We start from the raw sequence: 13,074 nt of genomic DNA, 5'->3' as shown, positions 1-13,074 counted from the left end.
ATCCGCCGGGAGGACCGCATGCGTTTCATCCGTAAGCTGTGTGCCATTGTGTGCGTGCTGGGCCTCGCCGGGCCTGCGCTGGCGGCGGAGGCGCCCGCGGCGCGCGAGATGGTGAAAGTGGATCCGGCCACACCCGTCAAGGTGGTGTACGACATCCATGACAGCGCGATTGCAGCCGGCATCAACAAGGGCCTGTACTATGCGCGCGGCCTGATCGAGGCCTACGGCAAGCAGGGGGTGGCGCCGGCGCAGCTCGACATCCATCTGGTGTTGCATGGCAATGCGGCTACCGCGCTACTGGTCGACGCGGCCTATCAGAAGGCGGTCGACGACCCCTTCACGCTGAACTACAACGCCAAGATCACACAGGACCTGCTGAACCTGGGCGTCAGCGTGGAGATCTGTCACAGCGTGATGCGAGCAAAAGGCTGGACGCCCGCCGACGTCCTGCCGGGCGTGACGATCGTGCACGACGGCTATACGCGTCTGATCAAGCTGCAGAACGACGGCTACGCCTATATCGGCGGCTTTTGAGCAGGTCACGCCGGGTTGCGGCCCGGCTGGCATCGACAACGACATTCAAGGAGGCACCATGCGACACATCCCATCCCTTTTCCTGCTGGGCGCGGTCGTGCTCGCGCCTGCGCTGCATGCCGCCGATGCGCCGATGCGCAAACCCGGCCTGTGGGAGATCCGCACAGAAACCCGTACCGGCACGCAGGCCATGCCCGGCCCGATGACGATGCAGATGTGCATCGAGCAGGGCAAGGACGACCTGACAGCGGAACCCGGCGATGCACGCGAAATGCGCAAGCGGTGCTCGAAAATGGACGTGAAGCGCAGCGGCAAGACGACGACGATCGATTCGGTGTGCATGATGGACGGCCACACCGCCACCGGGCGCACGGTGATCAGCGGCAACATGGCCACCGACTACCGGATGGAAAACACCACCCGCTTCAATCCGCCGATGCAGGGCATGCAGACGATGTCATCAGTGCAGACCGGGAAGTGGATCGGCCCCTGCAAGCCCGGTCAGCAGCATGGGTCGGTGACTCTCCCTGGCATGCCGGGCATGGGGCCGGGCGGCGAATTCCGGATGGACGCGGAAACGATGAAGCGCCTGCAGGAGCAGTATGGGCGCTAGGGCATGGTCAAGCGGCCAGACGGGATGCAGCTTGCATGCCGGCAGGAGTGGCCGGCTTGAGTGTGGCCACCTCGTTGCTGGCCGGTCCGGCGGTCGGCTCAATCCCTGAAGCCTGCCGGCGCGCAGCCGACGGCCCTATTTTCTGAGACGGGTGAACTGGGCTCCTTCCAGCGTCAGCTTGTACATCAGGCCTTTCTGGCCGAAAACAAAGCCGACCACGGGGTCCTGGATGTGGGGAGTGCCGACCGCCTTGCCGGCGTCCAGATCGACCAGTACGACCGCACCGTCGACGCCGACTTTCCAGCTTTCGCTCGCACGGAATTGACTGAGTGCGTCTTCGCGGGTGAACAGGACGATGAGGGTCTTGGCCTGCGCCCTCGGCTGAAAGCTGCTGGAGGCCACGGCCGTGCTGTAGTAATCGACGGTCTTGCCATCCACGCGCAAGGCCCCCTCGCCGTATTCGCCGCCGATGCCTGCCTTGTAGACCTTGGGAAAGACCAGCACGCCCTGGGCGATGTCGAGATAGGCCTTGGCGCCGTCGAACTGCTGGAAACGGACCAGTGCCTTGTCGACTTCGCGGTTGATTTTGGATGTGCTGGCCGCGTGTGCCGGCAGCGTGCCCAGCAGCAGGGCCGCCAGCACGATGAACACCGGGAGCGGGACGGGTAGCCGCAGGGCCTTAGAGAAAGGGGACATGGCGAACGCCTCATGCAGGATGGGCTTGCTTCACTGTAACTGTAGAACATTCGCTGCTGCGCCCAGGCTGCGTCGCCCATGGCGCCGGACAGTGGGTATGATGAAGACAGGCTCCCGACGACGTGGCGATGACGATATCCGTCCGATCCCGCGCCGACGCATCCGCGGGGGTCCTCACCCGAGGAGAGCATCATGAACATCAGACTGACTGGTATTGCAGTGGCCGCCGCGACGGCCCTGATGAGCGCCGCACCCGCTTTTTCCGAGGCGCTGGCGCCGTATGGCACCGCCAAGGTCGACATGCACCCGATGCCGGTGGTGCACACCGTATTCGATGTCAATTACGAGGACCCGAACAAGCTGGGCATCCTCTACAACTTCGTCAAGAACACCCGGCGCGAAACCAAGGGCGAGGTGGTGGTGGTGACCCATGGACCCGAACTGCGCGCCTTTGCCAAGGAAAACTACGAGAAATACCAGGGCATCGTCGACAAGCTGGCGGAACTGGCGCAGGAAGGCGTGCAGTTCAAGATGTGCAACAACGCCATGAAGGCGGCCGGCTTCAGCGCCTCCGACATGCATGGCTTCGTCACCGTGGTGCCGGCCGGTTTCCCGGAACTGGTGTACTGGCAGAACCAGGGTTATCAGTACGTCAACCCGCTGCCGTTGCCGGTGAAGGATGTACGCTATCTGGACCAGCCGCAGCTCAGGAAATAAAACACTCAGGAAATTAAACCAGCGCCTGCGCGCGGCCGGCGGGCGCCGCGCTGTGGCACAGCTGCGAGGCTTCCCGCTTGGGTATGTCCATGGCTTCGCCAAAAGGGTGCCGATGGCCGATGCGGAAATCGTGCGGCTGCTGCAGGAAGAGGATTTCGCCTACATGAAATAGCCCTGCTATGCAGAAGGTTGCTGCTCGCCAGGGGGGCTTCGGGTGCTAGGTTTAACGGGGCGATCCGCTCAAGTTGAGGCGGAATGAACCGATTCGACAGGTGTGCGCTTGCCTATTGCATTGTGCGCGCGGACAACCGGGTCACGGTCTACCGTATGGAGAAAAAATGGCACAGCCGCAAAAGAGCCTGGCAGGCTGGCTTGTCTTTCTGGGACAGGCCGAGATTCCCGTGCTGAAACAGACCGCACGCGAGCTCGATCGCCTGAAGGCGGATGAAAATCTGCTCGATGCGCGCAGTGTGGCCCATGTGGTGACCGACGATCCGCTGATGACGGTGAAGCTGCTGCACTACATGCAGACGCACAAGCATCGCAACCAAACTTACGAGCTGGTCGACGTCAAGGAAACGCTGCTGATGATGGGGCTGGACACCTTTTTCCAGAAGGTGCCGTCGATACCGCTTGCGGAAGAAATGCTGCACGGCCACCTGGATGCCCTGGTCAGCCTGCTGCATACGGTGCGGCGCGCCCAGCGCGCCGCGTTCTACGCCTACGACTGGGCGCTGCGCCTGCACGATCTGCATGCGGATGAAGTGTATGTGTCGGCGCTGCTCACCCATGTTTCGGAAATGCTGATGTGGTGCTTCAACCCGGAGCAGATGCTCGAAATCCAGAGGCGCCAGACCGCCGATAAAACGCTGCGCAGCGCGGACGTGCAGAAAGAGGTGCTGGGCTTTACCGGCATTGAGATGCAGCGCCAGCTGACCATAGAGTGGCACTTGCCGGCGCTGCTGCTGAACCTGCTGGATCCGGCGCAGGCAAACACGAAGCGGGTGCGCAATGTGATGCTGGCGGCCAATCTGGCCCGCCATTCCGCCCACGGCTGGGACGATGCGGCGCTGCCGGACGATTACCGCGAGATCGGGACCCTGCTACGGATGAGTCCGGATCAGGTGGTGGAACTGGTCAGGACACGCCCCGCCTCCGCGCGGAGCAACGGCGCGCACTAGTGTCGCGAATCAGAAATATCGAAACATTAAACGGCGTCTTTTTCCGCCGTCTTTTTTTCGAATGGCGGCGTTGCGTGTCGTTGCCATAGACCGAGCTATGTCGCCACCTCGCGCCTTGCCCTGCCAAAAAATCCATCCGTTTTATTTGTCCCGCTATTTCTGATTCGCGACACTAGGCGCGTGCGGGTATGACGCTTTCTTCCAGCTTGATCGCAAGCTGCGTGATCGCCTGTCCGGCAGGGCAGCCCGGTGTGGTCTGCATCATCAACTGGCGGCGCATGATGGCCTGGCGCACTTCGGGGTCGATCGGGATGTCGCCCATGTGGATCAGGCGGATGGGGCGGTCGGGGTCGGTGACGACGAAACGGTCGAGTACCTGCTGCAGCTGGTGGGTGATGGCCTGGCCGGCGCCGGCACGCGCCGCCTGATTGACCAGCACCCGCACGGCTTGCCGCTGCTGCTGACCCACCAGCACCTTGATGGTGGCGTAGGCGTCGGTCAGCGAGGTCGGTTCGGGGGTGGCCACCATCAGCACTTCGGACGCCAGCGACACGGCGAACAGCACGACATCCGAGATGCCGGCGCCGGTATCCAGCAGGACCACGTCGAAATTCGGCACCAGGCTGCTCATGATGCGCAGGAATTCGTCGCGCACCTCGGGCGTCAGACGCGAGTACTCGACCATGCCGGACCCCGCCAGTACCACTGAAAACCCGCCGGGCGCCTGCAGGATGGCGTCCTCCAGCTTGGCCTTGCCGGTGAACACGTCGTGTAGCGTGATCTTGGGATGGAGGTTCAGCACCACGTCGAGGTTGGCCAGGCCCAGGTCGGCGTCCAGCACCAGCACCTTGTGGCCGCGTTTGGCCAGCGCGGCGGCAAGGTTGGCCGACACGAAGGTCTTGCCGACGCCGCCTTTGCCGCTGGTAACGGCAATGACCTTGCCGTGGGGCTTGAGCGGAACCGAGCCCGCTTTCAGCCCGGTGTCCTGTTGTGTGGCGGGGGGCGTGACGACGTCGTTCATGCGATTACTCGGGGGATCGGGGTGCCGGCGTTTTCAGGCGCAGCATCGGGTAGCTGCCCGGCCGCTTCGGGTACGGGCAGGGGGAGGTGGCTGAACAGCAGCCCTTTTTCTTCGGCGCTGACTGAAATCTGCTGCGGCAGTTCGAGCATCACCTGGTTGCGTCCGTTGTGCTTGGCGCGATAGAGCTGCAGATCGGCGCGCTCGATCCACAGTTCCGTGGTGGAGCGCACCCATTCCGGCGCATAGGCGCCGCCGATGCTGACCGTGACCTGCAGCTGGGTGCTCGGCGCAACCTCGATCCTGAGCGATTCGATCGCCGCGCGGACACGGTCGGCGACGGCGCGTCCGCAGGCTGGCCGGCAATTGGGCAACAGCAGCGCGAATTCCTCGCCGCCATAGCGGGCGACCATGTCCATCGGGCGCACGCACAATGCCAGGCGGTTGGCCACGGCCTGCAGCACCTGGTCGCCGGCCAGGTGGCCGTGCGCGTCGTTGATGTGCTTGAAATGGTCGATGTCGATCAGCAACAGCAGCACCGCATCGCCAGAGCGGGCGACGGTCTCGATGGCGCGCTCCAGAGCAGCATGCAGGTAACGGCGATTGCCCAGTCCGGTCAGAGGATCCTTGAGCGACAGTTCGCTGAGGCCGTCGATCAGTCGCTGCAGGTAGTGCAACGGCGCTTCGCCGGGCTGAGGATGGCTATCCTGGCGAGCGTGCGCCAGCAGCGCCCGCGCATCGTCAAGACGCAGGTGCTGCAGGTCGATCAGCGTCGGCGGAATTGGAGAGCTCACAACGGGGCAGAAAGCTTGAGGGTCACTGTCGGTAAGGGGCGGACACAATGCGCCCGAGCGTGTGAGCGCCCAGTATGTGGCGATTCGACGGTTTGATCAAGCAGCGCAGGGCCGCCGCCGGCCAGCAGGCGGCCGTGCCGGGTTGCCGGCAGCGACGACGGCCAGCGAGCGTGCGGTGGCTAGGCGACGCTGCCGAAACTGCGATCGGACGCGATGGCGGGCGCCTTCAGCCCGGCCAGGCGGCAGCTTTGCACGATGGGACCGCCCGGAAACAGGGTATAGAGATAGCGCAGACCGCCCTTGGCGTGGAAATGCTCATCGAGCGCATCGTGCAGTTCGCGCAGATTGATGACTGCATCGTCCGCGTGATGCGCGTAGTAATGCTGCAAGGCGCGCAAGGTCTCCCAATGGTCGGGCGTAAGTTCCAGGTCTTCCTGTTGCGAGGTCCGGACCGCGTCTTCCCGGGTCCAGTCCAGCGGCGCGTCGGGAAAGTCGGGGTCGCTTACAGGCTCGCGGATCAGCCGATTGATGTCGTTTGAAGCGTGCAGCATGGTCTTCTCCTTCGAGGTGTCCAGACAAGTGCGTGCCTTAAAAATAGGCCAGCCCCACCGCGCATACAAGGCGACCCGGACCGACTAAGCTGAAATGAATTGCTTACTGCGAGGGTGCGCTGCCATGGCAAAACGATCCTGTCCGCTCGCCAAGGTGTATGGCCTGCTGGAGCCCGGCCCGGTGGTGCTGGTGACGACTGCCCGCAAGGGGCGCGCCAACATCATGACGATGTCGTGGCACACCATGATGGAGTTCGAACCGCCGCTCGTCGGCTGCGTGATCAGCGGGCGCAATGCCTCGTTCGATACGCTGCGCGCGACGAAGGAATGCGTGATCAACATCCCGACGCAGGAGTTGGCGAAGCAGGTGGTGGGCATCGGCAACTGCTCCGGTGCCAAGGTCGACAAATTTGCGAAATTTGGCCTCACGCCGGTCGAGGCCGCCCAGGTGCGGGCGCCGCTGATCGCCGAATGCTATGCCAGCCTGGAATGCCGGGTGGCCGATACTCGGCTGGTGAACCGCTACAACTTTTTCGTTCTGGAAGGGGTGCAGGCATGGGTCGATCGTGCCATCAGGAATCCGCAAACGCTGCATCATCGCGGCAACGGCGTGTTCGCGGTGGCCGGCGAAACGCTCAGGCTGCGCTCGAGGATGAAATAGCGACCATTTAACGGTTGGATTCCGCGCGCCAGTTGATAGGCTGAATGCTGGACATCCTGTTAAAACGGAAGGGGACGACATGAGCATCGCAAAAACCATCGAGGTCACGGCGAGTTCCAAAAAGGGATTCGAGGACGCGATCAAGCAGGGGGTCGCGAAGGCGGCCGAGTCGCTGGACAACATCACCGGCGCCTGGGTGATGGACCAGAGCGTGAAGGTGAACAAAGGCAAGCTGGCCGAATACAGCGTGAGGATGAAACTGACCTTCGTCCTGAAGTAGGCCTGGCTGAAGCCGGGTGCGCCCGGCCTGCGTCGCGCGTGCGCTTCCCAGCATGGATGCCGAAGCCGCGCCGGCGTTTCTCTGCATGCGGCCCTAGGCTGCATAATGCGCGCTGCGTTTTTGCCGCCTGCGCGGCAGTCTGAGTTCATGCCCAATCTTCCCTACTGGCGTCTGTCCGGTTTCTATTTCTTCTATTTCGCCTTCGTCGGTGCGATGTCGCCGTTCTGGGGGCTGTATCTGCAGTCGCTGGCGTTCAACGCGTTCCAGATCGGCGTGCTGATGTCGCTGCTGCAGGTGATGCGGATCTTCGCGCCCAACATCTGGGGCCACATCGCCGACCGCACCGGCCGCCGTACCGCGATCGTGCAGGTCGCGGCGTTGGGCAGCGTGATTGTGTTCGCCGGGGTGTTCTTCGGCAGCAGCTTCTGGTGGATGTTCGCGGTGATGGCGGGGCTGAGCTTTTTCTGGAGCGCGTCGCTGCCGCTGGTCGAGGCGATGACGCTGTCGCATCTGGGCGATCGCACCGACACCTACGGCCGCATCCGCCTGTGGGGCTCGATCGGCTTCATCATCGTGGTGGTGGGGCTGGGGTATGCGTTCGATTTCGTTTCCATCGCCTGGCTGCCGTGGGCGGTGCTGCTCTTGATGCTGGGGATCGCCGCGTTCGCGCGGGTAATCCCCGAGGCCGAAATCCTGCCGCACGCCGGCGACCATATCCCGGTCTGGGACGTGCTGAAGCGTCCCGAAGTCGCTTCGCTGCTGGCCGCCTGTCTGCTGATGGCGGTGACGCACGGGCCGTACTACACCTTCTATTCGATTTACCTGGTCGACCACGGCTACGACAAGTCCACGGTGGGATGGCTGTGGGCGCTCGGCGTGCTGTGCGAGATCGGGATTTTCCTGATCGTTCCGCGCATCTTCGCCCAGGTGACACCGCGCAAGCTGATCCTGGCGAGCTTCGCGCTGGCGGTGCTGCGCTTCCTGCTGATCGCCTGGGGGGTGGAATCGGCGTGGGTGGTGTGGGGTGCGCAGACGTTGCATGCCTTCACCTTCGGCACCTATCACGCGGCGGCGGTGGCGCTGATCCACCAGCATTTTCGCGGCCGCCACCAGGCGCGCGGGCAGGCGCTCTACACCAGCATCTCTTACGGCGTCGGCGGCACCATCGGCGGACTGGCCAGCGGCCTGACCTGGGATACGCTGGGTTCGGCGTGGACCTTTACCCTGGCCGCGGTGAGCGCGGCGCTGGCCTGGGTCGTTTATGCGCTGTGGGGGAATACAAAATCCGTGCCTGCAGCCGTCAAGCTATGAAATAATCAGCGTTTTACGCGATTTGACGCCTAATTCCGCATGTCAGGACTGACCCTATTCCAGAAGTTGTGGGACGCCCACGTGGTCCACGTCGAAGCCGACGGCACCACGCTGCTCTACATCGACCGCCATCTGGTGCACGAAGTCACCAGCCCGCAGGCGTTCGAAGGGCTGAAGCTCGCCCACCGCACGCCGCGCCGGGTTGACGCGGCGATCGCCGTGCCCGACCACAATGTGCCGACCACCGACCGCAGCCAGGGCATCGCCGACCCGATCTCGCGCCTGCAGGTGGAAACGCTCGACGCCAACTGCGCCGAGTTCGGCATCACCGAATTCAAGATGGACGACATCCGTCAGGGCATCGTCCACGTCATCGGCCCCGAAGAAGGCCTGACCCTGCCCGGCATGACCGTGGTGTGCGGCGATTCGCATACGTCGACGCATGGCGCTTTTGGCGCATTGGCGTTCGGCATCGGCACCTCCGAAGTCGAGCACGTGCTGGCTACGCAATGCCTGTGGCAGAAGCCGTCGAAGACGATGCTGGTCAAGGTCGAAGGTACGCTCGGCAAAGGCGTGACGGCGAAGGACATCGCGCTCGCGATCATCGGCGAGATCGGCACCGCCGGCGGCACCGGCTACGCGCTGGAATTCGGCGGCTCGGCGATCCGCGCGTTGTCGATGGAAGGGCGCATGACGCTGTGCAACATGGCGATCGAAGCCGGCGCCCGCGCCGGTATGGTCGCGGTCGACCAGACCACGATCGACTACGTCAAGGGCCGTCCTTACTCGCCCAAGGGCGCGGCGTGGGATCAGGCCGTCGCATGGTGGAACACGTTGCATACGGATGCCGATGCAAAATTCGACCGCGTGGTCGAGCTCGACGCCGCGGCCATCGAGCCGCAGGTGACTTGGGGCACCTCGCCCGAGATGGTCACGACCATCGGCGGCAGCGTGCCCAACCCGGCCAATGCGCCGAGCGAGGTCAAGCGCCACGACTGGACGCGTGCGCTGGAATACATGGGGCTTGCGGCCGACACGCCGGTCGCCGACATTCGAATCGACAAGGTCTTCATCGGCTCGTGCACCAATTCGCGGATCGAGGACCTGCGCGAAGCCGCCGGCGTGGCGAAGGGCCGCAAGGTGGCGCCGAACGTGAAGCTGGCGATGGTGGTGCCGGGCTCCGGTCTGGTCAAGCAGCAGGCCGAAGCCGAAGGCCTGGACAGGATTTTTGTCGAGGCCGGCTTCGAATGGCGCGAGCCGGGCTGCTCGATGTGTCTGGCGATGAACGCCGACCGGCTGGAGCCGGGCGAGCGCTGCGCGTCGACCAGCAACCGCAATTTCGAGGGGCGGCAAGGGCAGGGCGGCCGCACCCATTTGGTCAGTCCGGCGATGGCTGCTGCTGCCGCATGCGCCGGGCATTTTGTCGATGTACGTCACTTTTAAGGAAAACACCATGAAATCAATGATCGCTGTTTTGATGGCCGCTGCTTTCACCCTGGCGGGCTGCAACACCATGGAAGGATTTGGCCAGGATGTTCAAAAAGCGGGTGATTCGATCGAAAAAGCCGGAAGCAAGGCGGGCAACTAGTCAGCATGCAGGCATTCACCACACTCGATGGATTGGTGGTGCCGCTCGATCGCGCCAACGTCGATACCGACGCCATCATTCCCAAGCAGTTTTTGAAGTCGATCAAGCGGGCCGGCTTCGGCCCCAACCTGTTCGACGAATGGCGCTACCTCGACCACGGCGAGCCGGGCGGGGATCCCGCCACGCGCACGCCCAACCCCGAATTCGTGCTGAATTTCTCGCGTTACAAGGGAGCGAGCGTGCTGCTTGCGCGCGACAACTTTGGCTGTGGATCGAGCCGCGAGCACGCGCCGTGGGCGCTGGAAGACTACGGCATCCGCGCCATCATCGCGCCGTCTTTCGCCGACATCTTCTACAACAACTGCTTCAAGAACGGCATCCTGCCGATCGTGCTCGACGCCGCAAAGGTCGAACGCCTGTTCCGCGAGTGCGAAGCCGGCGAGGGCTACCGGCTCAAGGTCGATCTGGACAAGCAGACTGTCACCACGCCGGGCGGCGAGGTGCTGGCGTTCGAGGTCGACGGCGGCCGCAAGCATCGCTTGCTGAATGGCCTCGACGATATTGGTCTGACTTTGTTGCAGGGCGACAAGATCCAGGCGTATGAAGAACGGCGCCGTGTCGAAGCGCCGTGGCTGTTCAATTGATGGTGAGGGTGAGCCGTGAGGGGTGAGGCGCAGTTGGCGCCCCGCTTCACGTATTTCGCCTCACCCCTTACGGAGTTGAAATGAAATTAGCAGTGCTTCCCGGCGACGGCATCGGTCCGGAAATTGTCGCGCAGGCGGTCAAGGTTCTGGAGGTTTTGAAGGCCGACGGCGCCAAGATCGAAATGGAAACAGCGCCCATCGGCGGCGCCGGTTACGACGTGGCGGGCGACCCGCTGCCGGAGGCGACACTGAAACTGGCGCGCGCAGCCGACGCGGTGTTGCTTGGCGCCGTCGGCGGCCCGCAGTACGACACGCTCGACCGGCCGCTGCGTCCCGAGCGCGGCCTGCTGCGCATCCGCAAGGAACTCAATCTCTTCGCCAACCTGCGCCCGGCGCTGCTGTATCCCGAGCTGGCGGGCGCCTCCTCGCTGAAGCCCGAAGTGGTCTCCGGGCTCGACCTCATGATCGTGCGCGAACTCACCGGCGACGTCTATTTCGGCCAGCCGCGCGGCATCGAAGTCCGGCCAAGCCCAACCGGGGGGAGCGAGCGCGTCGGCTTCAACACCATGCTGTATTCCGAGTCCGAAGTGCGCCGCGTGGCGCATGTCGCGTTCGGCATCGCGATGAAGCGCGGCAAGAAGCTGTGCTCGGTGGAAAAGGCCAACGTGCTGGAATGCTCCGAGCTGTGGAAGGAAGTGATGATCGAGGTATCGAAGGATTACCCCGAGGTCGCGCTGTCCCACATGTACGTCGACAACGCGGCGATGCAGCTGATCCGCGCGCCCAAGCAGTTCGACACCATCGTCACCGGCAATATCTTCGGCGACATCCTGTCGGACGCAGCCTCGATGCTGTCGGGTTCGATCGGCATGCTGCCGTCGGCCTCGCTCGACGAACACAACAAGGGCATGTACGAGCCGATCCACGGTTCCGCGCCCGACATCGCCGGCAAGAACCTGGCGAATCCGCTGGCGACCATCCTGTCGGTGGCGATGATGTACCGCTACACCTTCGCCGACCTGGATACCGCCGACCGCATCGAGAACGCGGTGAAGAAGGTGATCGCACAAGGCTTGCGTACCGGCGACATCTGGACTGAGGGCACGCAGAAGGTGTCGTGCAGCGAAATGGGCGACGCGGTGGTGAAGGCGATGTGATTTTTCCGCGAAGGACGCGAAGAAACGCCAAGAAGTGCTTTTCTTCGCAAACCTTCGCATCCTTCGCGGACAGGATTTTTTGGAGACGAACATGATGAAGGTAGGACTGATCGGCTGGCGCGGCATGGTGGGTTCCGTGCTGATGGGCCGCATGAAGGAAGAGCGCGATTTCGACCATATTGATCCGGTGTTCTTCACCACGTCGAACGTCGGCGGCAAGGGGCCAGACATCGGCCGCGACGTGCCGCCGCTGAAGGACGCCAACAGCATCGACGAATTGAGGCTGTGCGACGCCATCATCACCTGCCAGGGCGGCGACTACACGAAAGAGGTGTATCCGAAGCTGCGCGCGGCGGGCTGGAACGGCTACTGGATCGACGCCGCCTCAACCCTGCGCATGAAGGACGAGGCCATCATCATTCTCGACCCGGTCAACGGCAACGTGATTCGGGATGGCATCGCCAGCGGGGTGAAAACCTACGTCGGTGGCAACTGCACGGTGTCGCTGATGCTGATGGCGATGGGTGGCCTGTTCGACGCCGGGCTGGTCGAGTGGGTGTCGCCGATGACCTACCAGGCGGCCTCCGGCGCCGGCGCGCGCAACATGCGTGAGCTGATCCAGCAGATGGGCGCGGTGCATACGGAAGTGATGGACCTGATCGCCGATCCGGCGTCCGCCATCCTCGAAATCGACCGCAAGGTGGCCGATTTCATCCGCTCCGACCGTTACCCGGTCGACGCCTGGCCGGTGCCGCTGGCCGGCAACCTGATTCCGTGGATCGACGTCGCGCTCGAATCCGGCCAGTCCAAGGAAGAATGGAAGGCGCAGGTCGAGGCCAACAAGATCATGCGCCGCAGCGACAAGCCGATCCCCATCGACGGCCTGTGCGTGCGCGTCGGCGCGATGCGTTGCCATTCGCAGGCGCTCACCATCAAGCTGACGAAAGACGTGCCGCTGGCCGACATCCACGGCCTGATCGCTGCCCACAACCAGTGGGTGAAGGTGGTGCCGAACGACCGCGAGATCACCATGCGCGAACTGACCCCGGCGGCGGTCACCGGCACGCTCACCGTGCCGATCGGGCGCATGCGCAAGCTCAACATGGGTCCCGAGTATCTGACCGCGTTCACGGTGGGCGACCAGTTGTTGTGGGGCGCGGCGGAACCGCTGCGCCGCATGCTGCGGATCCTGCTGGAAGCCTGATCGGGCAAGGGGTGACAGGGACGGATCACGGGTTGGTGCGGTTATTGCACTAAAGATTGCGCCTGCCGAGCCGTCAATAGTGGCGTCAAGGATTCAACAGCCCCGTCGAGCGGGGCGAATAGGGA

General features: G+C 63.6%; 16 protein-coding genes. 12 read left to right on the top strand and 4 right to left on the bottom strand.

All coding sequences use genetic code 11. The features are described 5' to 3' along the window. The first annotated feature begins 18 nt into the window (after positions 1–18). Positions 19–534: a DsrE family protein gene (locus Q8R61_RS07555; RefSeq protein WP_305535843.1), complete on the top strand. Its 516-nt coding sequence runs from the start codon at positions 19–21 to the stop codon at positions 532–534. 58 nt (positions 535–592) lie between these two features. Next, positions 593–1,147 (top strand): DUF3617 family protein, encoded by a 555-nt coding sequence (locus tag Q8R61_RS07550; RefSeq protein WP_305535842.1) that lies wholly within the window; start codon positions 593–595, stop codon positions 1,145–1,147. A gap of 135 nt (positions 1,148–1,282) precedes the next feature. Here the strand turns inward: Q8R61_RS07550 and Q8R61_RS07545 are convergent, their stop codons facing one another. After that, positions 1,283–1,843 (bottom strand): hypothetical protein, encoded by a 561-nt coding sequence (locus Q8R61_RS07545; protein WP_305535840.1) that lies wholly within the window; start codon positions 1,841–1,843, stop codon positions 1,283–1,285. A gap of 192 nt (positions 1,844–2,035) precedes the next feature. On the opposite strand from Q8R61_RS07545, the gene Q8R61_RS07540 reads away from it, so the two are divergent. After that, positions 2,036–2,560 (top strand): DsrE family protein, encoded by a 525-nt coding sequence (locus Q8R61_RS07540; protein ID WP_305535839.1) that lies wholly within the window; start codon positions 2,036–2,038, stop codon positions 2,558–2,560. Between the two features lie 338 nt (positions 2,561–2,898). Further along, positions 2,899–3,741 carry an HDOD domain-containing protein gene (locus Q8R61_RS07535; protein ID WP_305535837.1) on the top strand — a complete coding sequence of 281 codons (843 nt, stop codon included), beginning with the start codon at positions 2,899–2,901 and terminating at the stop codon, positions 3,739–3,741. Between the two features lie 172 nt (positions 3,742–3,913). Here Q8R61_RS07535 and Q8R61_RS07530 read toward each other — a convergent pair whose 3' ends face one another. The 3 genes from Q8R61_RS07530 to Q8R61_RS07520 all read right to left on the bottom strand — a co-directional run bounded on the left by Q8R61_RS07530 (position 3,914) and on the right by Q8R61_RS07520 (position 6,104). After that, entirely contained in the window at positions 3,914–4,762 is an 849-nt protein-coding gene (locus tag Q8R61_RS07530; protein ID WP_305535835.1) for a MinD/ParA family protein, read from the bottom strand. After that, complete coding sequence (locus Q8R61_RS07525) at positions 4,759–5,553, bottom strand: GGDEF domain-containing protein (protein ID WP_305535833.1); 795 nt, start codon at positions 5,551–5,553, stop codon at positions 4,759–4,761. Before Q8R61_RS07525 ends, Q8R61_RS07530 begins: the two co-directional genes overlap by 4 nt. Positions 5,554–5,732: 179 nt before the next feature. Next, a complete protein-coding gene (locus tag Q8R61_RS07520) occupies positions 5,733–6,104 on the bottom strand; it encodes a TusE/DsrC/DsvC family sulfur relay protein (RefSeq protein ID WP_305535831.1) in 372 nt (123 codons plus the stop codon). Positions 6,105–6,228: 124 nt separating this feature from the next. On the opposite strand from Q8R61_RS07520, the gene Q8R61_RS07515 reads away from it, so the two are divergent. The 8 genes from Q8R61_RS07515 (at position 6,229) to asd (ending at position 12,949) form a co-directional block, all read left to right on the top strand. Continuing rightward, positions 6,229–6,765: a flavin reductase family protein gene (locus tag Q8R61_RS07515; RefSeq protein ID WP_305535830.1), complete on the top strand. Its 537-nt coding sequence runs from the start codon at positions 6,229–6,231 to the stop codon at positions 6,763–6,765. A 79-nt stretch (positions 6,766–6,844) separates the two neighbouring features. Continuing rightward, entirely contained in the window at positions 6,845–7,045 is a 201-nt protein-coding gene (locus Q8R61_RS07510; RefSeq protein WP_305535829.1) for a dodecin family protein, read from the top strand. A gap of 147 nt (positions 7,046–7,192) precedes the next feature. Continuing rightward, on the top strand, positions 7,193–8,356 hold the full coding sequence (locus Q8R61_RS07505) for an MFS transporter (RefSeq protein WP_305535827.1): 1,164 nt from the start codon (positions 7,193–7,195) through the stop codon (positions 8,354–8,356). Between the two features lie 39 nt (positions 8,357–8,395). Further along, positions 8,396–9,799: a 3-isopropylmalate dehydratase large subunit gene (gene leuC / locus Q8R61_RS07500; protein ID WP_305535825.1), complete on the top strand. Its 1,404-nt coding sequence runs from the start codon at positions 8,396–8,398 to the stop codon at positions 9,797–9,799. A gap of 10 nt (positions 9,800–9,809) precedes the next feature. Then, positions 9,810–9,944: an entericidin A/B family lipoprotein gene (locus Q8R61_RS07495; RefSeq protein WP_059751398.1), complete on the top strand. Its 135-nt coding sequence runs from the start codon at positions 9,810–9,812 to the stop codon at positions 9,942–9,944. A 5-nt stretch (positions 9,945–9,949) separates the two neighbouring features. After that, positions 9,950–10,588, top strand: coding sequence for a 3-isopropylmalate dehydratase small subunit (leuD, locus tag Q8R61_RS07490; RefSeq protein WP_305535823.1), 639 nt, complete (start codon positions 9,950–9,952; stop codon positions 10,586–10,588). An 80-nt stretch (positions 10,589–10,668) separates the two neighbouring features. Further along, positions 10,669–11,745 carry a 3-isopropylmalate dehydrogenase gene (leuB, locus tag Q8R61_RS07485; RefSeq protein ID WP_305535821.1) on the top strand — a complete coding sequence of 359 codons (1,077 nt, stop codon included), beginning with the start codon at positions 10,669–10,671 and terminating at the stop codon, positions 11,743–11,745. A 91-nt stretch (positions 11,746–11,836) separates the two neighbouring features. Further along, positions 11,837–12,949: an aspartate-semialdehyde dehydrogenase gene (gene asd / locus Q8R61_RS07480; protein WP_305535819.1), complete on the top strand. Its 1,113-nt coding sequence runs from the start codon at positions 11,837–11,839 to the stop codon at positions 12,947–12,949. Positions 12,950–13,074: the final 125 nt, after the last annotated feature.

It is taken from the genome of Thiobacillus sp. (genome assembly GCF_030696885.1).
Lineage (GTDB): Bacteria > Pseudomonadota > Gammaproteobacteria > Burkholderiales > Thiobacillaceae > Thiobacillus.
This window is presented reverse-complemented; position numbering and strand designations above follow the sequence as displayed.